Raw genomic sequence first — 21,893 nt, forward strand, 5'->3', positions numbered from 1 at the left:
GCGGCGCGATTATTGCAGAGCGGGTGTCATATCACAACACGGAGGATCCGACCGGGTCCGGCGGGCGCGTCCGCCGAGGTCGCGGGCCGGGCGCGATCTATGATCTGATCACGTCGCGGACCATGCTGCGACGGGAGAGGACCACGATGCGAGAGCTCGAGCTCGACGGGATCCATGACGACGGCGAGCACATCGTCCTGCGCGATCTCGACGGCGAGCAGTACACGCTGAGGATCGACGAGGCGCTGCGCGCGGCCGTGCGCCGCGACCGACCGGCCCTGGGGCTGATCCAGTCCTCGGAGGCGACGGCGCTGCGCCCGCGCGAGATCCAGGCGCTGCTGCGCGGGGGCCGCACGGCCGACGAGATCTCCGAGATGGCCTCGATCGACGTGGAGCACGTGCGCCGCTACGAGGGCCCCGTCCTCGCCGAGCGCGGCTTCACCGCCGAGCGCGCCCGCACCTTCAAGGTCGACCGCTCCGGCGGCCCGGTCCTCGACGAGATCGTCACCGAACGGCTGGCCGCCCGGCAGGCCCTCGAGGGCCTGCGCTGGGACGCCTGGCGCCTGCCGGACGGCACCTGGAACCTCGAACTGGTCTTCCGCTCCGGCGGCCGGGATCGCGAGGCGCACTGGATCGCCGACATGACCCGCCAGGTCGTGGTCGCGGAGGACGACGAGGCCCGCTGGCTGAGCCTCGACGACGACGCGCTCGACCAGCCCGTCGCGGGTCGCGCGCGACTCACCTCGCTCAAGAGCTCCGTCTACGACCAGGAGTCCGACGTCGACGGCGCCTCCGCCCGTCCTCGTCGCACGGCGCCGCGCAGCCTCGGCCGCCAGGCCCCTGCCCACGAGGACCACCCCTCGCGCGGCGCGACCGGAGCCGGAGCATCCTCCGGCCCCTCCGCGCGCGGAGCGCGGGGCGACGCCTTCGACGAGGACGCCCTGGACGCGCTCAACGCCCGCCGCGGCCTGCGGTCCGTCCCCGCCTCCCTGGACGACGAGCCGACCTGGTCCACCCTCGAGGAGGACGAGGAGCGCAGCACCCGCTCGGCCGATGAGGACGCGCTGCGCGAATACTCCGACTCCCCCCGCGAGGACCTGCCGGAGGACGTCGACGAGGACGACGTCGACGGCGGCGCCTCGGCCGATGACGAGGACCTCGAGGTCACCGGTGGCCCCGAGGGCGACGTCGACACGGAGCGCGATGGCTCGGGCGCCGAGGACACGGACGCCGAGCCGGAGCCCCTCGTGGTCCCGGGGCGCACGCTCGAGGAGTCCGTCGCCACCGGCGATCGCGGAGCGGAGGACGAGCCGTCCGCGGCCTCGGGCTCCGACGGGAAGGACCTCGGCTCCGGCGTCGCCCCCGCGGCGAACGACACCGTGGACCTGACTCCCCTTCCGGGCTTCGACGACGTCGCCTACTCCCCCGCGGAGGACTCCGACGCGCAGGCTCCCGAGGGCGGCGACGGCCAGCAGGGCAAGGCCACGGGCCAGCGCTCCGGGAGCAAGGAGAAGAAGTCCGGCAAGGGCGAGAAGAAGTCGTCGTCCTCGCGGGCGAAGCGCTCGAGCATCCCCAGCTGGGACGAGATCGTCTTCGGCTCGAAGCACGACTGACGTCGGGCCCGGTCCCCGGGCTCCGTCGCTCCGAGGTCCGCTCACACCTCCACGGTGAGCAGCGGCACCAGGGACTCCGCACTGGTGAGCGAGCCGTGCACGCCGGTCTCCGGCCGGCGTGAGGACGCATGACGACGCGAGTCGTCGACGACCCATCGCCCGCGCGCCAGCACGATCGCATCGCCCACTCGGCCGTGGAGGTGCGGGGGGATCGAGGGGGACGTCCCAGGTCCCAGCAGACCCGCGCCGAGCATCTCCTCGCGCGAGAGCACGACCGCGTGCTCCCCCACCGCCTCCCGCGTCGCCTCGACCAGGGCCGGGGCGTCCTCGCGACGACGGGCGAAGAGCACGAGCGCACGCGGCTCCCCCGCGACCATCGCGAGGCCGCGGCGCACCTGGGGCACGCGGGCGAGGTCGATCGTGCGCTCGGGGGCGGTGTCGACCATGCCGTGGTCGGCTGTGACGTGGACGCGCGTTCCCGTGGGCGCGCGCCGCAGCAGCGTCCCGATCAGGGAGTCCGCGCCGGCCAGCGCGTCGCGCCAGGCGTCCGAGTCCACCCCGTGCTTGTGGCCGGCGTGGTCGACGTCGTCCACGTGCAGATGCACGAGCGCGTCGTCGCCGCCCGCGCGCAGGGCCGCGAGGGCCGCTCCCGTCCGGTCACCGCGCTCGGCCTGCGCGAAGAACTCCCAGCCGCGGAAGGCGCTCCCGGTGAGCAGGCTGCCGGCGTGCTTCGCGGGGGCGACCTGGAGGGCGCGCCGCCGTGTCCTCTCGGCGGGCACGGGGCACGGCATCCACTGCGCAGGATCGATGCCCGCGGCGCCCGTGAGCTGATTGACGGCCCGGCCGCTGCGCGGGTCCCGGGTGAGGTAGCCGAGGACTCCGTGCTCGAGCGGTGCGAGGCCCGTGATCAGGGAGGTCATCGCGGTCGCGGTCGTCGACGGGGCGACGGTGCGCACCGTGCGCACCTCGTCGCGCAGTCGGCGCAGGGTCGGGGTGAGCGCGAGGTGCTCCTCGAGCAGCTCGCTGCCCAGCCCGTCCACGAGGACCACGAGGTCGCGCCCGCCGTCGGCCCGCGCGAGCAGGGGCGGGACGATGTCGAGCTGGCCCGGGCGGGCGCCGCCCGCGAACGGCGCGGACAGCAGGTCGGGGGCCGACGGGAAGGTCGTCCCGGCCCGGTCCCCGCGGGGGGAGGCGGAGGCGTCGCCTGCCGGGGTCATCCGACGGCGTCGATCGCGTCCAGCAGGCGGTCGTGGAAGCGCACGGCCGCGTCGACGGCGTCCTGGCCGTCGGCGAGCGCGCTCACGCGCAGCGCGAGATCGGCGGGCGCGAGAGTGCCGCTCCAGCCGTGCTCCGCCTGGCACTCGGGGTCGTCGCACCAGGCCCGCTCGACGTCCAGGCGCCGACTGCCGCCCCAGGTGACCGCGAGGGTGACCTCGGCCTCGCTGCCGCGCACCCGCGTGCCGTCGGAGTCGAACACCTGGGACATGCCCGTGGTGTGCACACGGTCCAGGCGCACGCGCTCGGTCGTGGAGACGACCTGGCTGGGGTTGAGCTCGTCGGCCGGATCGTCGTCGAGATGGGTGACCACGAGGTGGCGGTCGGTGATCACGAGGACCGTGAGGTGGCGCCGCACCTCGGGCCCGTCGAAGGTGGTCTCGGGCCGCACCAGGTGGGCGCGCACCGGCGCCGCGCGCAGGGCGCGCTGCACGCAGGCGGCGGCGGTCTGCGGGAAGTACCCGGCGCTCTCGAGCTCGCCGAGGAGATCCGTGGGAAGTGCGGTGGACATGGGGTCCATCCTTCCACGCGTGCACGCGGCCCGTGACCGCGCCCGTGACCGCTCGCGCACGCCCGGCCGGGTGCTCTCAGGCGCTCGCGGGCCCGCTCAGGGTGCGGCGCAGGCTGTCGGTGCGGTTGGGCGCCTGGGCGACCTCGGCGCGGGCGCCGATGATCGTGCACCCTCCGCGGCCGACCACCACGGGGTGCAGCACGAGGGAGTGCAGCTCGGGCAGGTCCTCCGCCATGAGGCCCACGCGGATCACGAGGTCCTCGAGCCGGGCGCGGTCCGCGGCCGGCAGTCCCAGGTGGCCGCGGAGCTTCACGGAGGTCGCGGGGCCGTCGATGAGCCGGGTCACCGACTCGTCGTCGAGCGGCGGGATCGCGTAGGCGACGTCGTCGAGGAGGTCGGTCGCGTCCCCCGCCAGGGAGAAGGCGAGCACGGGCCCCAGGGACGGGTCCTCCACGCTGCGCACCACGACCGGGATACCGGGGGGCGCCATCGCCTGGACGGCGAGGTCGGCGCTCGAGAAGGCGAGGTCGCGGCGCATGGCGGCGAAGGCGTGGCGCAGCTGCACGGCGTCGGGGATGTCCAGGCGCACCCCGCCGAGGTCGCTGCGGTGGCTGAGCACGGGGTCGGTGCTCTTGAGGGCGATGGGATACCCGATCTCCGAGGCGGCGCGCACGGCGTCGTCGGCATCGGCGACGGTGCGGGAGGGCAGCAGGTGCAGGCCGTAGGTCTCGAGCAGGGCCGAGGTGCGCTCCTGGTCGAGCGCGCGGGGCGCCGTCCCCGGGGCCCCGGGCGCGGAGATCTCCGTCTGGACGATGCGGCGGGCCGCCTCCCGGTCGATGCCCTCGCGCAAGGCGGGCTCGTCCCCGCCGACGGCGCCGCGCCGGGCGGCGAGCATGCCCGCGGCCGCGCGCACGGCGAGCACCGGCGTGGGGTGCAGCGGCGGCATCTCGTCGTCGGCGCGGGTGGCCCGCTCGAGGGACTCGAAGCGGTCGAGGTCGGTCACCGCGCACACCACCAGGCGCACGTCGGCCCCGCGGGCGGTGCGCGCCATCCGCGCCAGGGAGGCGGAGAGATCCTCGCCCAGGGCGTCGAGGACGGCGAGGACCACCACGTCCACCTCGCCGAGCGCCGCGAGCGAGGTGAAGGCGCGCTCGACGAAGCGGGGGTCCGTGCTCAGCAGGGCGCGTCGCTCGTCGCGCACGACGCGCAGCCCGGCCGCGTCGGCCGCGCCCCGCAGCGACTCCCCGAGCGCCGCCGTGTTCGCGAGCAGCCCGACGCGGTCTCCGGGCGGCACGCCCTGGCGGTCGAGGGCGTCGACGACGTCCGTGAGCTGGTCGACGCTGAGGGTCGGCACGACCCCGGCGGAGAGCAGCACCTGGTCCAGCGCCCGTCGGGGCAGCTGGGACGAGCGCACGTCGTGCCCGGGAGGGGCCGCCGTGGTGGTCCCCGGCGGGCGCAGCACCACGAGCGGCCTCTTCCGCGTGATCCGCCGCGCGATGCGCGTGAACTTGCGGGGGTTGCCCATGGACTCGAGCGAGAGCGCGATGACGCGCACGTCCTCGTCGTCCTGCCAGTGCTGGAGGGTGTCGTTGAGGGAGACGTCGGCGCGGTTGCCCACGGACACGAACTCGTGCACGCCGATGCCGCGGGACTCGACGCCGCCCAGCAGCATCGCCGAGAGCGCCCCGGACTGGCCGGCGAGCGCGACGCCTCCCGCGCGCGGGAGGTGCGGGACGAGGGAGGCGTTCAGGGAGTGCTCCCCGGTGCGCAGGAACCCGAGGGAGCCGGGACCCAGGACGCGCACGCCCTCGCGGCGCGCCGCGCCGACCAGACGGCGCTGCAGGGAGGGCCTCTCCCCCGCGCCCGACGGATCGGCCCCGCGACCGCCGGCCGCCCCGCTCCCCGAGGTCTCGGCGAAGGCCTCGGTGGGCAGCAGCACGGCGCGCACCCCGGCGCGCCCGCACTCCTCGACCGCGGCGATGCAGTCCTCGGCGCGCGCGAGGGCGATGACGGCGAGATCGACGGGCCCGGGGACATCGGCGATCCGGGAATAGGTGCTGTGTCCCTGCAGCTCGAGGGCGTCCCTGGCGACCACGTGCAGCTCGCCGTCGTAGCCGGCCTGCTCGATGTGCCGCAGGATCCTCCCGCCCATCGAGTCGCGATGGGAGGAGACCCCGAGCACGGCGAGGGAGGCGGGGTGCAGCATGCGCTCCATGGCGCGGGCCTCCGCACGGTGCTCGCGCTCGGCGATCACGGCGCGGGAGCGCTCGGTGGGGTCGATGCTGAACTCGACGACGACCACGCCGTCGTCGTAGGTGCGGCGCACGTCGAAGCCCGCGTCGGTGAACACGTTGATCATCCGGCTGTTCTGCGGGAGCACGTCCGCCACGAACGTGGCGACCCCGCGCTCGCGCGCGGCAGCGGCGAGGTGCTCCAGGAGCACGGATCCCAGGCCCTTGCCCTGCTGGGAATCGGCCACGTTGAAGGCGACCTCGGCCTCGGAGGTGCCCTCGAGGCGGTCGAAGCGGCCGACGGCCACGATGTCCTCGCCGATGAGCACGATCAGGGCGACGCGGTCGCGGTGGTCCACGACCGTGAAGCGTGTGAGGTCCCGCGGGGAGAGCTCCGGCATCGGGGCGAAGAAGCGCAGGTACCGGGAGTGCTCGGACTGCGCGGTGTGGAAGCGCTGGAGGGCGTCGGCGTCGCTCGGGAGGATGGGCCGCAGGTGGGCGGCGCTGCCGTCGCTGAGCGCGATGTCCGCCTCCCAGTGGGCGGGGTAGGCGGCGGAGGCCGCGGTCGCCCCGGCGCCCGCGCCGGAGCCCGCGTCGCGTCGTGCTCCCATGCCCCGATCATACTGAGCGCCCGCCGTCCCGAGTGCGGGTCCATGGTCCCGACGGTCCTCGGCGGGAGGCCCCGCCGGCCGCGCGAGCGGGCACCGCGGCCGCGGCGTCGGCGACATCACCGCCCCCGCCTGCACGGTTCCTGGGCACGGATACGGCAGGATGAACGTCATGGCACGACGCAGCAGCACCGCAGGCAGCGATGAGGACGAGAACATCGACGGCGTCGTCGTCGATGTCGACGTCACCAGCGAGATGGAGACCTCGTACCTCGAGTACGCGTACTCCGTCATCTACGCGCGCGCCCTGCCCGATGCCCGCGACGGCCTGAAGCCGGTCCAGCGCCGGATCCTCTACATGATGGACGACATGGGGCTGCGCCCCGATCGCGGGCACGTCAAGAGCCAGCGCGTGGTCGGCGAGGTGATGGGCAAGCTCCACCCCCACGGCGACAGCGCGATCTACGACGCCCTGGTGCGCATGGCGCAGAGCTTCTCGATGCGCATGCCGCTCGTGGACGGCCACGGCAACTTCGGCTCGCTCGACAACGGCCCGGCCGCCGCCCGCTACACCGAGGCGCGCATGGCGAAGGCCGCGCAGCTCATGACGGCCTCGCTCGACGAGGACGTCGTCGAGATGATCCCGAACTACGACAACCAGCTGCTGCAGCCCTCCGTGCTCCCTGCGCAGTATCCGAACCTCCTGGTCAACGGTGCTTCGGGGATCGCCGTCGGCATGGCCACGAACATGGCGCCCCACAACCTGGTGGAGGTCATCGCGGCGGCCCGCCACCTGATCACCCACCCCGACGCCGACCTCGAGGACCTCATGCGCCTGGTCCCCGGCCCGGACCTGCCCACGGGCGGGCGGATCGTGGGCCTCGACGGCGTGCGCGACGCGTACCGCACAGGACGCGGCTCCTTCAAGATGCGCGCGACCACCAAGGTCGAGAACATCACCAGCCGCAAGAAGGGCATCATCGTCACCGAGCTGCCCTACCAGGTGGGGCCCGAGCGCTTCGCCGAGAAGCTGCGCGACGCCGTGCAGTCCAAGAAGGTCCAGGGCATCAGCAACTACCAGGACCTCACCGACCGCCGCCACGGGCTGCGCCTCGAGCTCACGGTGAAGTCGGGCTTCAACCCGGACGCGGTGCTGCAGCAGCTCTACCGCTTCACGCCGATGGAGGAGTCCTTCGGCATCAACAACGTGACGCTCGTCGAGGGGCAGCCGCGCACCCTCGGCCTCAAGCAGCTGCTCGAGGTGTTCATCGCGCACCGTCTGGACGTCGTGCGCCGGCGCACCGCCCACCGCCTGGGCAAGCGCAAGGAGCGCCTGCACCTCGTCGAGGGTCTGCTGATCGCGATCCTCGACATCGACGAGGTCATCCAGATCATCCGTGCGGCCGACGACGGCGAGCGCGCCCGCACCGCCCTGATGGCCGCCTTCGACCTGTCCGAGGCGCAGGCCGAGTACATCCTCGAGCTGCGCCTGCGCCGCCTCACGAAGTTCTCCCGCATCGAGCTCGAGACCGAGCGCGACGAGCTGCGCGCCGAGATCGAGCGGCTCGAGGAGATCCTCGACTCCGAGGAACTGCTGCGACAGGTCGTCTCGGACGAGCTCGCGCACGTCGCCGCCGAGCACGGGACCCCGCGCCGCACGGTGCTCCTGGAGGCGGGGTCGCAGCAGGCGACCTCGCAGGCCGCACCGCTCGAGGTCGCCGACGAGCCCTGCCGCGTGCTGCTCTCCGGCAGCGGGCTCATCGCCCGCACGAGCGACGCGGAGGACGTGGTCCGCGAGGGCGGCCGCTCCTCGCACGACGTGGTGGTCGCCGACGTCCTCACCACCGCCCGCTCCCAGGTGGGCGCGGTGACCAACCTCGGGCGCCTGCTGCACGTGGGTGTCGTGGAGCTGCCCGCGCTCGCCCCGACGGCGGGCCCGCCGAGCCTCGCGGGAGGCACGAAGCTCTCCGACCTGCTGACCCTGGAGAAGGGCGAGAGGGTGATCGGGCTCGTGCGCGCGGCGGGCGCGGATCTCGAGCGCGGCGGCAGCCTCGCGCTCGGCACGCGCCAGGGCATCGTCAAGCGGGTGACGCTCGACTTCCCGCGCGGCGACGGCTTCGAGATCATCTCGCTCAAGGATCGTGACGAGGTCGTGGGGGTCGTGGACCTGCCCGAGGACTCCGCGGCGGGCGACACCGACCTGGTCCTCATCACCTCCGACGCCCACCTGCTGCACTTCCCCGCCGCAGGGGTGCGGCCGCAGGGCCGCGGCGCGGGCGGCGTCGCCGGCATCAAGCTCGCCGAGGGCGCGCACGTGGTCTCCTTCGGGGCTGTCGACGTCACCCGCGAGGCGGAGGTCGTGACGATCTCCGGCACCTCGGGCGCGCTGCCGATGACCCAGACGGGATCTCTGAAGGTCAGCGCCTTCACCGAGTACCCGGCGAAGGGCCGTGCGACCGGCGGCGTGCGCTGCCACCGCTTCCTGCGGGGCGAGGACGCGTTGATCGGCGCCTGGGCCGTCAATTCCCCCGCCCGTGCCTGCTCCGAGGCCGGCCAGCCCGTGGACCTGCCCGGCCCCGTCGGGCGGCGCGACGGCTCGGGCTCTCCGGTCGCGGTCCCGATCGCCGCCGTCGGCTGACGGGCCGGCCGTCCGGCCGTCGGGCCGGCTGCCGCCTGGTGGCGGGGAGCGTCGGCCCGTCGGCGTCGGCCTCGACCCTCCGCCCCGCTGCTCAGTCGGCGTCGGACCGCGGGCGGGCAGCCGCGTCGGCGGCCTCGGTGGCCTCGGTGGCCTCGGAGAGCACCTGCAGCATGACGCGGGTCGCGGCGCGGGCGCCGCTGCGGTCGCCGTCCCGGGAGAGTCCCGAGGTGTCGGGCTCAGTGCGCAGGATCTCGCCTTCGAGGCGAGCGAGCGGGGACGCCATCAGGATCGATCCCAGGAGCTCCTCGCGCGTGGTCTCGTCGAGGACGAGCGTCCCGTCGGCGTCGAAGAGATCCGGCCTCTCGTCCTCGATCGCCGCGCCGTACACGCCGTCGGCCCCTGCGGCGACCACCAACCGCCGTCCGCGGGGCTCGGCGGTCCCGGGGTCGACGTCCTCGAGGCCAGGTGCCGTGCTGTCCCAGGAGGCATCACCCCGGGCGCTTGGCGCTTCGGCCTCGATGTCATCCGGGAAGACCCCGAAGGCGCTCAGCACCGAGATCGTCGGCAGCTCGCCCAGCTCAGCGGGGTCCTCGCCCTCGCGTCGGAGAGTGAGAGTGCGGTCCGCGATCCGTCCGGGCACGGAATCCTCCCGCTGATCGGTTCCCGAGGTCTCGCCGTCCGCGTCGGCCGCTCCGCCAGCGCGCGCGATCACGCCCTGCGGATCCATCAGTCCAGCGACGCGCTCCGGCAGATCCGTGAGCGGGAGCAGGGAGAAGACGTGGAAGCCGTCCTGGAGGATCTTCTCCTCGAGCACTCCGCCGCCCGCGTGCAGGTAGTACATCCACTCGGTGCGGCGGGCGCCCCGGGTCACGAGCACATCGAGCAGGGAATCGGGCCGGTGGCGCAGGCAGTGGATGCCGGCGAGCGCGGGCGCGAGGACGTAGTCGTCGGCCATGCCCGCATCCGCGGCGATCGCGGCGACCCGCTCGGGCGGCAGGTCCTTCCCGAACACCTTGAGGAAGGTGGGATCGAAGGTGTCCGGCCCCAGCAGGCCGCGGGCCACGAGGCCGCGCAGCACGGCGAGCGCCGCCTGGGGCCGGTCCAGGCCCTCCCCCGCGAGATCGAGCAGCGGTGTCGCCGAGAGGGTGGGGCGGTCCGCGCCGTCCAGTGCCATGACCTCCTCGTCGGTGAGGACCAGGAGGTCGCCGATGCGGTCCTCGGCCATGGCCAGCAGGCCGGTCGCGCAATAGTAGTCGCGCTCGTCGAAGACGGGACCGGTGCTGGGGGCTCCGGTGGGCTCCCATGCGGTGCTCGTGCTCATGTCTGCTCCTGGTGCTGTCGCGGTCGATGGCGGGCGTGGCTGCAGGGATCAGCCGAAGGCCCAGTCCATGGCCTTGCCCACGCCGCTGCTCACGTGGTCGATCGTGCTCTTGGCGCCGTTGCCGATGTCGTCGGCCACCTCGTGAGCCTTCGACGACACCGCACGGTAGCCGTCCTTGGCGGCATCCACCGCGTCGGCGCCGCGGTCCTTGACCCATGACGCGCTGTCCTTCACGCCCGTGGTGATCTTGTCCCAGTTGCGGTAGATGTCGCGGCCCAGCTCCATACCCAGGCCGCCCACGACCAGGACGCCGCCGACGATGTTGAGGACGACGCCGACCGGCGCGCCGAAGACCGTTCCGTCGCACGCGAGGCCGATCGCCTCCACCACGCCACCCGCGGTGACCAGCCCGTTGGCGATCGCGCCGTATGTGTCACCGTCCTTGATCGCACTGACCAGCCCGAATCCGCCGGTGAGGATGTCCAGCCCGGGGACGGCCTTACCGACGACGTTGGCGAACTTCCCGAAGCGAGTGGCCCACTTGCCGAACTCGCTCGTCACCTCCTCGATGGTCCGACCGGTCTCGTAGATCGCCTTCGACGCCTCCCCCACGTTCTTGAAGAATTGGCTGGTCCCGGAGAAGATCCTCCCCAGCACGGACTTCCCGACGCCGCTCTCGAGGACCTTCAGGACCTTGTCCGAGAGTCCCCCGGTGACCAGGCCCAGGCCCTTCTTCGTCCACGACCAGAGCGACGAGAACACCTTCCCCACGGTCTTGCCGTAGACGAAGTCCTTCCAGAGCTGCTGGTTGCCGGCTCGGTACGCTCTCCAGGCCGCGCTGAGTTCCTTCAGGTTCTTCATCTGCTGGAAGACCAGCTTGGCTCCCGTGTAGAGCGTCGTGAGAGCGGTGATCGGCAACCGGTCCCACAGGCCCCTGCCGAAGTCCATCACGCGCTTCCACCACGGCTGCGAGGACTCCGCGCCATCTCCGGTCCCGTCGCCGTCCGGGCTCGAGGCGCGATCCTGCTCGTCGGCATGCCGGATCAGCTCCTCGGAGCGCGCCCGCAGCTTCTCCTCGACCTGTCCCATGGTGCTGCTCGTGCGCACCCAGTCGCTGCGGAAGCTCTCGGCGTCGGGCCCCTCCCATGCCGCGGTGGCCACGGTGCCGCCGATGTCGGCTCGGATCCTGCCCAGGTCCCCTGCTCGGTCCGAGACCGTGGAGGCGAAGTCGCGCAGCAGCTCCGTATTGGCACCCCAGAAGCTCGTCATGCGTGTCCCCTCCGTCGTCTTCCGTGCCGCGGACGTCGCGGCCGCGACCACCGCGGTGCTGAGGCTAGCCGTGAGCACTGGGGACCGGCGATGGGGAGAAGTCCCCATGCTCGAGGAGCGGATCTCGGGTACTTCCGTGCGTATCATCGCCGTCATGCCCGTCGCCTTCCCCCAGAGCGCCCTGCGCAACCTGCCCAGCGCCCGATGCCTGTACGACGTGTGCGACGACAGGATGCGGAGGTCGATGAGGCCGACGCTCACGCCCTGGGAGATCTGGTTCGTCCCCGAGCGCTCGTTCGCCCCCGGCGAGCTGACGATCGCCGTCGCCGCACCGACGAAGCCGATCATGCCGCTGTTCGCCACCGATAGGCGGATCATGCTCCACCGGGAGCACGGCGGCTACCTCCACAACGCCCCGCTCGTGCATCAGGAGTGGTCGTGGGACCAGCTCGCCGAGGTCGGGTCGACGGGGTGGACGGGCATCCGACTCGGGTGGAAGGACGGCAGCCGCACGATCGTGCGGGACAGGAAGCGCTCCGTCGCGAAGAACGTCGTCGAACGACTGCGTCGAGCCCTCGACGTCCACCGCGCCGGCGGGTCGCTGCGAGAGAACTGGCAGGGCATCACCGGGATGACGCCGCAGTCCCGCGATCCCCGCATAGAGGCTCTCGAGTATCTGCGCGGCAGGGACACGAGCTCCGTCTCCGGGAACAGCTGGCACATCATGAAGGCGCTGGAGCGGGACGAGGTACCCCTCTCGGCGCAGCAGTGGAGCCGGGGCCTCACGGTCAACAGCAGCGGCACGGACGAGCTCCTCGCCCAGGGCACCCGGATCTGGGTGATGACCGACCGCCGCCTGCTCGAGCTCCAGGGGGACACGTCCTTCCGGGTGAGCCGCCAGTGGGACGCCCGCGACATCCTCGGAGCGCGCCTGCGGGACACGGAGCGCCGCACGACCGACACCCTGATCACGACCGCCGGCGAGATCCCCTTCCCCAGCGCACCCAGCGTCGAGAGGCCCACGATGAGCGACATCCGGGCGGTCTCGGCCATCAACGAGGCCGTCGAGGCGATCCGCCGCGGATGATCCGCCGGGGGTGATCCCGTCGTACGTATCATCACCGTCATGCCCGTCGCCTATCCCCAGCACGCTCTGCGCAATCTCGACAGCGCGCGCTGCCTGCGGGACATCTGCTCCGACCGGTTGACGCGGACCTCCGCACACACCATCACTCCCTGGGAGATCTGGTTCCTGCCGGACCTGCTCATGGCGCCCGGCGAGCTCACGATCGCGGTCGCCGCTCCGCTGCGCCAGATGCGACCGCTCATCCTCACCGACCGTCGGATCATGGTCCACCGCCAGCACGGCGAGCTCACGACGCAGCTGCCCACCGAGCATCGCGAGTGGACATGGGACCAGGTCACCGACATCTCGCGGAAGGGCCTGCGCGGCATCCGCGTGCGCTTCCGAGACGGCACGGACCTGGACGTGGCCGATCGCAGCCGTGCCGGCGCCAAGGACGTCGTCCGCCGCGCGCAGGCCGCTCTCGACGTCCTCTCCCGGGGCGGTTCCCTCGCCGAGCACTGGCAGCAGATCACCGGGATCACGCCACGACGCATGGACCCCCGGCTCGAGGCCCTCGAGTTCCTGCGGGGTCGGGACGGCAGCAGCGTCGCCGGAGAGGCGACGGACATCATCGCCCGCCTCGACCCGGACGAGGTGCCGCTCGCCGCCCAGCGCTGGGACAAGGGGCTCGCCCTCGACACCCGCGGCACCGATCAGACCTTCATGGACGCGAAGCGCATCTGGGTGATGACCGACCGCAGATTCCTCGAGATGCAGGGCGAGATGGCCTACCGCGTGCGCCGGCAGTGGCCGGCCGCGGAGGTGCGCGGGGCGAGACTGGGAGATCCGGCCCGTCGGACCCCGGACGTCGTCCTCATCGGCGAGGAGGAGATCCCCTCTCCCGACTCCCCCCGGACGGAGCCGCCGCGCCCGGCCGACATCCGTTTCGCCGCCGCCGTCGACGAGGCCGTCCGGCTCGTCCGCAGCTCCTGACGGGACCCGGGCACCGGACGCTCCGGACGGATTGGTCCCCACCCCTGCACCCACGGGCCGAAACGGTGCGACCATAGGGGCATGAGCACCACGACCAGCCCCGAAGACCTGCCCCAGGGAGTCACCCTCGAGGACCTGCACGGCACGCCCGCGCTCGTGGTGGACATCCCGGCCTGCTCCGCCGTCATCCACCTCGACGGCGCCCACCTGACCTCCTGGGTGCCCGACGGCGAGGACGACGTGCTGTGGACCAGCCCCGACGCGGTCTACGCGGAGGGCGAGCCGATCCGCGGCGGCATCCCGCTGATCGGCCCCTGGTTCGGGCCCGGCCGCGACGGGCGCACCACGCCCTCCCACGGCTGGCTGCGCAACCACCGCTGGGAGGTCGTCGCGGGCGAGCACTTCCACGGCTGGGCCGACGAGGACGCGGACGTGGTGCATTCGGACTCCGTCGCGATCACCCTGGGCCTCGAGGGGGCGGATCCCTCCGGGCAGGGCATCGCCGCGCAGGTGCAGTTCGTGATCGGCGCGGATCATCTCCAGGTGCGTCTGGACGTGACCGCCGGCGACGAGCCTCTCGAGCTCGAGGCCGCCCTGCACACGTATCTCTCCGTGGGCGACGTCGAGGCGGCGCGCTTCACCGGCCTCGCCGGCGCCTCCTATCTCGACAACCTCCGTGACCTCACGCCGGCCGTGCAGGAGGGCGAGCCCGAGATCGACGGCCCCGTGGACCGGGTGTACGAGGTCTCCGGTCCCGTCACCGTGCACGACCCGGTGCTCGAGCGCGACATCGTGGTGAGCCCGCACGGCTCGAGCCGCACCGTGCTGTGGAACCCGTTCAGCGACGGCGCCGCGCACCTCGACGACATGCCGCTCGATGCATGGAAGCAGTTCGTGTGCGTGGAGACCGCCGTCGCCAAGGACGGCTTCGTCTCCCTCGCCCCCGGCGCGACCCACTGCCTCAAGGCGCGCTACGAGGTCGCTCGGAGCTGAGCCCGGACGCTCGGAGCGCCTGCTCGGCGGGCGCGGAGACCGGCCGTCGTCGGATCCGCGCGGTCACCCGACGGGTGCCGTCAGCGGACGGGCAGACCGTCGGCCGCGAGGGCTTCCTTCGCCTGGCCGATGGTGAGGGTGCCGAAGTGGAAGACGCTCGCGGCGAGCACGGCGTCGGCGCCCGCCCGCACCGCCGGCGGGAAGTCCTCCGCGTGGCCCGCACCGCCCGAGGCGATGAGCGGCACGTCCGCCGCCGCACGGGCGGCGCGGATCAGCTCGAGGTCGAAGCCGCTGGTGGTGCCGTCGGCGTCCATCGAGTTCAGCAGGATCTCGCCGGCGCCGCGCTGCGCGGCCTCGGCGATCCAGGCGATCGCGTCGATGCCGGTGCCGCGGCGGCCGCCGTGGGTGGTGACCTCGAAGCCCGAGCCGGAGCGCGCGGGGCCGTCGGGCGTCTCCTCGGTGACACGGCGGACGTCGGCCGAGAGCACGAGCACCTGGTTGCCGAAGCGCTCGGCGATCTCCGTGATCACCTGCGGCCGGGCGATGGCGGCGGTGTTCACGCCGACCTTGTCGGCTCCGGCGCGCAGCAGCTGGTCGACGTCCTCCGCCGAGCGCACTCCCCCGCCCACGGTGAGTGGGATCAGCACCTGCTCGGCGGTGCGCCGCACCACGTCGAGCATGGTGCCGCGTCCGCTCGCAGAGGCGCTCACGTCGAGGAAGGTGAGCTCGTCGGCTCCCTCCTCGCCGTAGCGGCGGGCGAGCTCGACAGGATCTCCCGCATCGCGCAGGCCCTGGAAGTTCACGCCCTTGACGACGCGGCCGTCGTCCACGTCCAGGCAGGGGATGACGCGGACGGCGAGGCTCATGCGTCGATCCTCTCGCGGTCCAGCTCCTCGGCGCCCTCGATGATGAACTGCTTGCGCGGGGCGACGTCGCTGCCCATGAGCAGGTCGAACATCGAGGCGGCGGCCTCCGCGTCCTCGATGCGCACGCGGCGCAGGGTGCGGTGGCGCGGGTCCATGGTGGTGTCGGCGAGCTGGTCGTCGTCCATCTCCCCCAGGCCCTTGTAGCGCTGGATCGGCTCCTTGTACCGCTTGCCGCGCTTGTCCAGGCTCTTCAGCAGGCGGTTCAGCTCGTTCTCCGAGTACGTGTAGACGTACTCGTTCTTCTTCTTGCCGCCGTGGATGATCTCCACGCGGTGCAGGGGCGGCACGGCGGCGAAGATCCGCCCGGCCTCGAGCATGGGCCGCATGTAGCGGTGGAAGAGGGTCAGCAGCAGGGTGCGGATGTGGGCGCCGTCGACGTCGGCGTCGCTCATCATGATGATCTTCCCGTAGCGCGCCTGCTCGAGGTCGAAGGTGCGCCCGGATCCCGCGCCGAGCACCTGGATGATCGCCGCGCACTCGGTGTTCTTGAGCATGTCGGTGATCGAGGCCTTCTGGACGTTCAGGATCTTGCCGCGGATCGGCAGCAGCGCCTGGAACTCGGAGTTGCGCGCGTTCTTCGCGGTGCCCAGTGCGCTGTCGCCCTCGACGATGAACAGCTCGGAGCGCTCGACGTCGGTCGAGCGGCAGTCGGCGAGCTTCGTGGGCATCGTCGAGGACTCCAGGGCGTTCTTGCGGCGGGAGACCTCCTTGTGCATGCGCGCGGCGATGCGGGCGCGCATCTCGGAGACCACCTTGTCCACGACGAGCGCTCCCTGCTCCTTCTCCTCCTTCTTGGTGGAGGTGAGGAAGCCGGTGAGCTGCTGCTCGACGACCTTGGAGACGATCTGGCGCACCGCGGGGGTGCCCAGCACCTCCTTCGTCTGGCCCTCGAACTGCGGCTCCTCGAGGCGCACGGTGACCACGGCCGTCAGTCCCGCGAGCGCGTCGTCCTTCTCGATCTTCTCGTTCTTCGCGTTGAACTTCACGCGGCGCGCCTGGTTCTCGACCTGCTTGCGCAGCGTCTTCAGCAGCGCCTGCTCGAAGCCGGAGGTGTGGGTGCCGCCCTTGGGGGTCGCCACGATGTTCACGAAGGACCGCAGGGTGGTGTCGTAGTCGGCGCCCCAGCGCAGCGCGACATCGACCTCGCACGTGCGGTCGACGTCCTTGGAGACCATGTGGCCCTTGGAGTCGAGCACGGGGATGGTCTCCGTGTAGTCGCCGCTGCCCTGCAGGCGGATCACGTCGGTGATCTTCTGGTCCTGCGCGAGGTACTCGACGAACTCGGAGATGCCGCCGTCGTAGCGGAAGGAGCGCTCCTCGTCCTGATCGGGGCTGCGCTCGGGCCGACGGTCCGAGATCGTGATCCCCAGGCCCGGCACCAGGAACGCGGTCTGGCGCGCACGGCGCACGAGCTCCTCGCTCGAGAAGTGGGAGCCCTTGATGAAGATCTGGGGATCGGCCCAGTAGCGCACGCGGGTGCCCGAGACGCCGCGCTTGACCTTCCCGACCCTGCGCAGCTCGGCGGGGCCGTCGGCGGCGGTGAACGGGGCGTCGGGCCCCGGCCCGTCGGCCCCGTCGGCGAAGACGCCCGGGACGCCGCGCTGGAAGCTCATGGCATAGGTGACCCCGGCGCGGTCGACCTCGACGTCGAGGCGGGCCGACAGCGCGTTGACGACGCTCGCGCCCACGCCGTGCAGGCCGCCCGAGGCGGCGTAGGAGCCGCCGCCGAACTTCCCGCCCGCGTGCAGCTTCGTGTAGACGACCTCGACGCCGGTCAGGCCCGTGCGCGGCTCGGTGTCGACGGGCACGCCGCGCCCGGAGTCGCGGACCTCGACGGAGGCGTCCTCGTGGAGGATGACCTCGATGCTCTCGCCGTTGCCGCCCAGGGCCTCGTCCACGGAGTTGTCGAGGATCTCCCACAGGCAGTGCATGAGGCCGCGCGAGTCCGTCGACCCGATGTACATGCCCGGGCGCTTGCGGACGGCCTCGAGGCCCTCGAGCACCTGCAGATGGCGGGCGTCGTAGGCCGCCTGCTTCGAGGCGGTCTTCGCGGGGGCCTTCGTCGAGCTCTTCGCGGCGGGCTTCGCGGATGACGACGCGGAGCGCCCCGGGGACGAGGAGTCGGCGGCCGGGGACTCGGAGGACGCGGTGGTGTCTGACACGCGCGTCATTCTACGGCGGCGAGCCGGACGACCAGGGCCGACGGGCGTCCCCGGCGTGGCGGGGCGCACGGGCGTTGCGCGGTGAGCGAACCGGAGGCGCGGATCACGCCGCTGACGCCCGCGCGGTGCTTGAATGTGGGGCATGAACACGACCGTCGAAGCCCCGCGACTGACCGCGCACGACCGCTGCGACCGCTGCGGCGCCCAGGCCTACGTCAAGGTCTCCCTCTCCGCCGGTGGCGAGCTGCTGTTCTGCGGGCACCATGCCCGCGCGCACGAGGACGCCTTCCGTCCGCTCGCCTCGGAGGTCATCGACGAGACCGAGCGCCTGCACGCCCGTCCGGTGCCGGTCGAGGACTGATCCCGCACACGACCTGACTCCCGAGGGCCCCGCATCCGCCGCGGATGCGGGGCCCTCGCGCGTCCGGCGGGCCCCGATCAGCGCGTGCCGTCGCCGCGCAGCGGGATCGCTGCGCCGATCTCGGGCAGGACCGTCTGCACGCCGTCGACCTCGAGGCGCTCGGGGTGGAAGCCGTGCAGGGCGATCAACCGGGCCGGGCCGATCCGCTCGACGATCTCGCACAGGGCGAGCGGGCCCGCATGCCCTGTGGACCCGGCCGGGACCGTCGTGAGCCCGAGGCGCTCGAGCCAGTCCTGCCACACGTCCCAATCGCGCATGAACGGTCCCAGCGGCTCGCCCTGGGAATGGATCCAGGCGCTCGTGGGCCCCAGCGGGAGATCGAGCAGGGAGGTGAAGTCCTCGGGATCGATCTGGACGAGGAAGCGCCCGGGGGCCGCCAGGACCTCGTCGATGCCGACGGTGCGCGCCGCGTGCGGCCCGCGACCGGTCGCGAGCTCCCCCGCCCGGCGCTGGCTCCCGGACTGGGGCCGTGTCCCGTCCCAGGTGACGACTCCCCCGATGCCCATCGCGGTGAGCACGGCGGCGTGGCGTCCCGGCCACACGAGCGTGCGACCGGCGTCGGCGGCGGCGTGGATGAGCAGTGCGGCGCGGTCGACGTCCCGCTCGTACGCGCTGAGCAGCATGAGGTCCTCGCTGCCGGTCAGCGTCTCGGTGACGACGCGCGCGATCTCCTCCTCGCTGCGGGGCTCGGGAGGCAGCGGGTCGAAGCTCAGCATCGTCGTCTCGCATACGAGCACGTCGGCCCCCCGCGCGGCCTCGAGGAAGGCGCGCGTGTGCATCCCGCCCTCGCGGTGCAGGTTCACGTCCCCGGTGTAGGCGAGGACGCCGTCGGAGGCGCGCACGATGGTCCCGATCGCACCGCGCACGTCGTGGTCCACCCGGTGCACGGTGACGGCGAGATCCTCGACGGCGACCTCCTGCCCCTCCGCGATCGGGGTGAGGCGAGCGGAGGTGCCCGGCGTCGTGGCACCCGCCTCCTCGAGAGCGTGGTGCAGGGCGATGGTGTCGGGATGGGCGAGGACGCGGACCTCGGGCCGCAGGTGCGCCAGCAGTCCGTCGTGGTCGATGTGGGCATGGGAGAGGACGACGACGAGCGGTCGGTCATCCGCGGCCGCGAGCGCGTGCACCTCCTGCGCCCCGGGGCCGACGGCGCGCAGCTCCTCCGGCGCGAACAGCCCGGTGATCCGCGGCGCCCCGCCCAGACGCAGGCGATCGGCGAGGCCGTGGCCCCCGCGCGCATGGGTGCTGTCGCGCAGCAGGTCCGCCTCGCCCGGGATGTCCTCGCCGATGTCCAGCAGCACGCGGGCGCGCGCGGTGCTGATCAGCACCTTGGTGCCGCCGATGACGCGCACCCCGCCGTGGATCTCTATGCTCGTGCCCGTCGGGTCGTCCATCGGCTCGCTCCTCGTCGTTCCCGTCGGCCGGCTCCCCCACCCGCTCTCCCGCCCGTTCATCCGCGCACCGCCCCGTCGGTCGAGAAGGCGCCGCGCACGAAGTACTTCTGGAGGAACAGGAAGAGCAGGATCACCGGGATCGTCGTGAAGACGACCGCGGCGCTCATCCCGGTCCAGTCGTTGCCGTTCTCGGACTGGAAGGTCTGCAGTCCCACTTCGATGGGGCGCAGCTGATCGGACTTCGTCATGAAGTAGGGCCAGACGAACGAGTTCCAGGACCCCATGAAGGCGTTCAGGCCCACGAGGATCATCGTGGGCACGGCCAGGGGCCCGGCGACCTGCGCGAGCATGCGCACCGGGCCCGCGCCGTCGAGCTCGGCGGCCTCGAAGATCTCGGCGGGCAGGGTCTGGAAGAACTGCCGCAGCAGGAAGATGCCGAACACGGACGCGCCCCACGGGAGGATCTGGATCGCATAGGTGTCGTAGAGGCCCATCTTCTGGGCGAGCAGGAAGTTCGGCACCAGCAGCACCGTCTGCGGGACCATCATCACGCTCATCACCAGCAGGAACAGCACACCGCGGCCGCGGAACCTCATGCGTGCGAAGGCGAAGGCCGCGAGCAGTCCCGTGAGCAGCGTCAGCCCCACGACGCACACCGCGATGAACACCGTGTTGCCGAAGTAGCGCGGCCAGGGCGCGGCCGCCCACGCCCGCGCATAGTTCTGCGCGGCGGCCTCGATGTAGTGGCCCCACTCGCCGGGGGGTCGGATCCGCGGCGGGAGGGTGTACACGTCGTCGGGCGTGGAGATCGAGGTGTACAGGGTCCACAGCAGGGGGAAGAGGAAGGCGAGCGCCGCGAGGGCGGCGAGGGCCGACAGCACCCGCTGGGCGGGGCGGGTCCGGCGGCGCCTGCGCGGGATCTCCTCCCCCGTGCTGCTGCGCAGCGTGGTGCTCGTGCTGGTCATCGGCTCGCTCGCCTCCCCGTCCCTCGTGTCACCCGTGGTCCTCGTGGTCCCTGCTCGCGCCGCGTCAGCCCAGCGCCTCGGCCTTCTTCTGCGCGTCGGCGAGGGCGTCGGCCGGCTTCGCCTTGCCCTGCAGGGCGTCCTGCAGGGCGACCGAGAGCAGGCCCGAGGCCTCGGTGACGCTCGTGACCGGCGGCAGAGCGCGCGCGGTGTCGAGCTGCTTGACGGCGTCGGTGATCCACGGGCGCTCCTCGACGACCTTCTTCATGGCGTCCTGCTCGAGGGAGGCGGAGCTGACAGGGAGGTAGCCGGTGGCGGCCGCCCAGGAGGCCTGCTGCTCCGGGGTGGTGATGAACTGCATGAACTCCCAGGCGGCGGCGCGCTCCTGATCGCTCGCATCGGCGAACAGGACGATGTTCGTGCCGGCCAGCTGGTTCGCCGCGCCGGAGGGCCCCTCCGGGAGGGCGCTCACGCCCATCTCGAACTTCCCGCCGACGGCCTGCTCGTTGAACGGGAACGAGGCCACGGAGGAGACGTCGAAGGCGCCCTTCTCGGCGCCGAGGGCCTCCTGGCCGGGGTAGCCCGAGGCGATCGCGAGGGCGCCCGCGTCCTTGAGGTCCACGAGGTACTCGAGGGCCTTCACGCAGCCGTCCTCGGAGAACTGCGGTGTGCCGTCGTCGGCGAAGACCGTGCTGCCCATGGACTCGGCGAGGATCTCGTAGAGGGCGGTCCCGCCGGCCGGCCCCTTGGCGCTGCCGGGGTCGATGGACAGGGCGACCACGCCGTCCTTCGAGACGTCCTTGCTGACCTTCGCGAAGTCGTCCCAGGTCTTCGGCTCCTCCTTCACCATCTCCGCGTTGCGGTAGACGACCACGACGGACTTGTTGAAGGGCCACATCCAGATCTTGCCGTCGGTGAGCTGCATGTCCTTCTTCACGGCCTCGGCGAAGTCCGCAAAGTCCTCGTTGGCCTTCGCGTAGGCGTCCAGGGGCACGATCACCTTCGAGTCGGCGTACTCGCTGGCCCAGTTGCCGTAGGCCTGGGCGATCGTGGGCGCGCTGCCGGCGCCGACCTGCGCCTTGGTCTTGGTCTGCAGGGTGCCGTAGTCGGGCTGGTCCTGCAGCTCGATGGTGACGTTCTGATGGTCCTTCCCGAAGTCGGAGACGATCTTCTCGAGAGCGGTCTTCTGGTCGCCCGAGGCCATGGCGTGCATGAACGTGATGGTGGTCTTCGCGTCGGGGTCGAAGGACGGCACGGCGTCGCTGCCGGAGTCGTCGCCGTCGCCGGAGCCGGAGGACCCGGAGGAGCAGGCGGCGAGGGCCAGGGCGCTCGCCGAGGCGGCGGCGCCGGCGAGGACGGTGCGGCGCGTGGGCGCCGATGCGATGCGGGACGAGATGCTGTGTGCGGTGCGGGCGGAGGTGCGGCGCATGGCGTTCATCGGGTTCTCCTGGGTGAGAGTGCGGGTGGGCACGGCGGGGCGATGAGTGGCAGAGGTCGTCGGAAGCGGGGT

General features: G+C 72.5%; 16 protein-coding genes. 6 read left to right on the forward strand and 10 right to left on the reverse strand.

Features of this window, described 5'->3' with window-relative positions; all coding sequences use genetic code 11:
- Positions 1–146: 146 nt before the first annotated feature.
- Positions 147–1,613: a septation protein SepH gene (gene sepH, locus M4486_RS06420; RefSeq protein ID WP_249480324.1), complete on the forward strand. Its 1,467-nt coding sequence runs from the start codon at positions 147–149 to the stop codon at positions 1,611–1,613.
- 41 nt (positions 1,614–1,654) lie between these two features.
- Here sepH and M4486_RS06425 read toward each other — a convergent pair whose 3' ends face one another.
- The 3 genes from M4486_RS06425 to M4486_RS06435 form a co-directional block, all read right to left on the reverse strand.
- Positions 1,655–2,830: an alkaline phosphatase family protein gene (locus tag M4486_RS06425; RefSeq protein WP_249480325.1), complete on the reverse strand. Its 1,176-nt coding sequence runs from the start codon at positions 2,828–2,830 to the stop codon at positions 1,655–1,657.
- Positions 2,827–3,399, reverse strand: coding sequence for a DUF5998 family protein (locus M4486_RS06430; protein WP_228358564.1), 573 nt, complete (start codon positions 3,397–3,399; stop codon positions 2,827–2,829). The genes M4486_RS06425 and M4486_RS06430 overlap by 4 nt, the downstream gene beginning before the upstream one ends.
- A gap of 76 nt (positions 3,400–3,475) precedes the next feature.
- Complete coding sequence (locus M4486_RS06435; RefSeq protein WP_249480326.1) at positions 3,476–6,241, reverse strand: GNAT family N-acetyltransferase; 2,766 nt, start codon at positions 6,239–6,241, stop codon at positions 3,476–3,478.
- A gap of 169 nt (positions 6,242–6,410) precedes the next feature.
- On the opposite strand from M4486_RS06435, the gene M4486_RS06440 reads away from it, so the two are divergent.
- On the forward strand, positions 6,411–8,876 hold the full coding sequence (locus M4486_RS06440) for a DNA gyrase/topoisomerase IV subunit A (protein ID WP_249480327.1): 2,466 nt from the start codon (positions 6,411–6,413) through the stop codon (positions 8,874–8,876).
- A 91-nt stretch (positions 8,877–8,967) separates the two neighbouring features.
- Here M4486_RS06440 and M4486_RS06445 read toward each other — a convergent pair whose 3' ends face one another.
- Positions 8,968–10,197, reverse strand: a complete 1,230-nt coding sequence (locus M4486_RS06445; RefSeq protein WP_249480328.1) for a hypothetical protein — start codon at positions 10,195–10,197, stop codon at positions 8,968–8,970.
- Between the two features lie 48 nt (positions 10,198–10,245).
- Complete coding sequence (locus tag M4486_RS06450; RefSeq protein WP_249480329.1) at positions 10,246–11,466, reverse strand: WXG100 family type VII secretion target; 1,221 nt, start codon at positions 11,464–11,466, stop codon at positions 10,246–10,248.
- Positions 11,467–11,620: 154 nt separating this feature from the next.
- Here M4486_RS06450 and M4486_RS06455 point away from each other — a divergent pair, with 154 nt between their 5' ends.
- The 3 genes from M4486_RS06455 (at position 11,621) to M4486_RS06465 (ending at position 14,518) form a co-directional block, all read left to right on the forward strand.
- The gene (locus M4486_RS06455) at positions 11,621–12,553 is read left to right on the forward strand and encodes a hypothetical protein (protein WP_249480330.1); all 933 of its coding nucleotides are present in this window, start codon (positions 11,621–11,623) and stop codon (positions 12,551–12,553) included.
- 39 nt (positions 12,554–12,592) lie between these two features.
- On the forward strand, positions 12,593–13,525 hold the full coding sequence (locus M4486_RS06460) for a hypothetical protein (RefSeq protein WP_249480331.1): 933 nt from the start codon (positions 12,593–12,595) through the stop codon (positions 13,523–13,525).
- Positions 13,526–13,606: 81 nt separating this feature from the next.
- Positions 13,607–14,518 carry a D-hexose-6-phosphate mutarotase gene (locus M4486_RS06465; protein ID WP_249480332.1) on the forward strand — a complete coding sequence of 304 codons (912 nt, stop codon included), beginning with the start codon at positions 13,607–13,609 and terminating at the stop codon, positions 14,516–14,518.
- 80 nt (positions 14,519–14,598) lie between these two features.
- Here M4486_RS06465 and hisF read toward each other — a convergent pair whose 3' ends face one another.
- Positions 14,599–15,384, reverse strand: coding sequence for an imidazole glycerol phosphate synthase subunit HisF (gene hisF / locus M4486_RS06470; RefSeq protein ID WP_249480333.1), 786 nt, complete (start codon positions 15,382–15,384; stop codon positions 14,599–14,601).
- Positions 15,381–17,447 (reverse strand): DNA gyrase/topoisomerase IV subunit B, encoded by a 2,067-nt coding sequence (locus M4486_RS06475; protein WP_249481084.1) that lies wholly within the window; start codon positions 17,445–17,447, stop codon positions 15,381–15,383. The genes hisF and M4486_RS06475 overlap by 4 nt, the downstream gene beginning before the upstream one ends.
- A gap of 301 nt (positions 17,448–17,748) precedes the next feature.
- On the opposite strand from M4486_RS06475, the gene M4486_RS06480 reads away from it, so the two are divergent.
- Positions 17,749–17,967 carry a DUF7455 domain-containing protein gene (locus M4486_RS06480; RefSeq protein ID WP_152353098.1) on the forward strand — a complete coding sequence of 73 codons (219 nt, stop codon included), beginning with the start codon at positions 17,749–17,751 and terminating at the stop codon, positions 17,965–17,967.
- Between the two features lie 77 nt (positions 17,968–18,044).
- Here the strand turns inward: M4486_RS06480 and M4486_RS06485 are convergent, their stop codons facing one another.
- The 3 genes from M4486_RS06485 to M4486_RS06495 all read right to left on the reverse strand — a co-directional run bounded on the left by M4486_RS06485 (position 18,045) and on the right by M4486_RS06495 (position 21,854).
- The gene (locus M4486_RS06485; RefSeq protein ID WP_249480334.1) at positions 18,045–19,421 is read right to left on the reverse strand and encodes an MBL fold metallo-hydrolase; all 1,377 of its coding nucleotides are present in this window, start codon (positions 19,419–19,421) and stop codon (positions 18,045–18,047) included.
- A gap of 56 nt (positions 19,422–19,477) precedes the next feature.
- Positions 19,478–20,386, reverse strand: coding sequence for a carbohydrate ABC transporter permease (locus M4486_RS06490; RefSeq protein WP_249480335.1), 909 nt, complete (start codon positions 20,384–20,386; stop codon positions 19,478–19,480).
- 64 nt (positions 20,387–20,450) lie between these two features.
- Positions 20,451–21,854: an ABC transporter substrate-binding protein gene (locus tag M4486_RS06495; RefSeq protein ID WP_249480336.1), complete on the reverse strand. Its 1,404-nt coding sequence runs from the start codon at positions 21,852–21,854 to the stop codon at positions 20,451–20,453.
- Between the last annotated feature and the right edge of the window lie 39 nt (positions 21,855–21,893).

Origin of the sequence: Brachybacterium kimchii, assembly GCF_023373525.1 — a bacterium.
Classification (GTDB): Bacteria; Actinomycetota; Actinomycetes; order Actinomycetales; family Dermabacteraceae; genus Brachybacterium; species Brachybacterium kimchii.

Coding starts and splice junctions, on each gene's coding strand:
- M4486_RS06480 (WP_152353098.1), top strand. CDS start 17,749: ATGAACACGACCGTCGAAGCCCCGCGACTGACCGCGCACGACCGCTGC.
- M4486_RS06425 (WP_249480325.1), bottom strand. CDS start 2,830: ATGACCCCGGCAGGCGACGCCTCCGCCTCCCCCCGCGGGGACCGGGCC.
- M4486_RS06460 (WP_249480331.1), top strand. CDS start 12,593: ATGCCCGTCGCCTATCCCCAGCACGCTCTGCGCAATCTCGACAGCGCG.
- M4486_RS06490 (WP_249480335.1), bottom strand. CDS start 20,386: ATGACCAGCACGAGCACCACGCTGCGCAGCAGCACGGGGGAGGAGATC.
- M4486_RS06465 (WP_249480332.1), top strand. CDS start 13,607: ATGAGCACCACGACCAGCCCCGAAGACCTGCCCCAGGGAGTCACCCTC.
- hisF (WP_249480333.1), bottom strand. CDS start 15,384: ATGAGCCTCGCCGTCCGCGTCATCCCCTGCCTGGACGTGGACGACGGC.
- M4486_RS06485 (WP_249480334.1), bottom strand. CDS start 19,421: ATGGACGACCCGACGGGCACGAGCATAGAGATCCACGGCGGGGTGCGC.
- M4486_RS06450 (WP_249480329.1), bottom strand. CDS start 11,466: ATGACGAGCTTCTGGGGTGCCAATACGGAGCTGCTGCGCGACTTCGCC.
- M4486_RS06430 (WP_228358564.1), bottom strand. CDS start 3,399: ATGTCCACCGCACTTCCCACGGATCTCCTCGGCGAGCTCGAGAGCGCC.
- M4486_RS06440 (WP_249480327.1), top strand. CDS start 6,411: ATGGCACGACGCAGCAGCACCGCAGGCAGCGATGAGGACGAGAACATC.
- M4486_RS06445 (WP_249480328.1), bottom strand. CDS start 10,197: ATGAGCACGAGCACCGCATGGGAGCCCACCGGAGCCCCCAGCACCGGT.
- M4486_RS06455 (WP_249480330.1), top strand. CDS start 11,621: ATGCCCGTCGCCTTCCCCCAGAGCGCCCTGCGCAACCTGCCCAGCGCC.
- M4486_RS06435 (WP_249480326.1), bottom strand. CDS start 6,241: ATGGGAGCACGACGCGACGCGGGCTCCGGCGCGGGCGCCGGGGCGACC.
- sepH (WP_249480324.1), top strand. CDS start 147: ATGCGAGAGCTCGAGCTCGACGGGATCCATGACGACGGCGAGCACATC.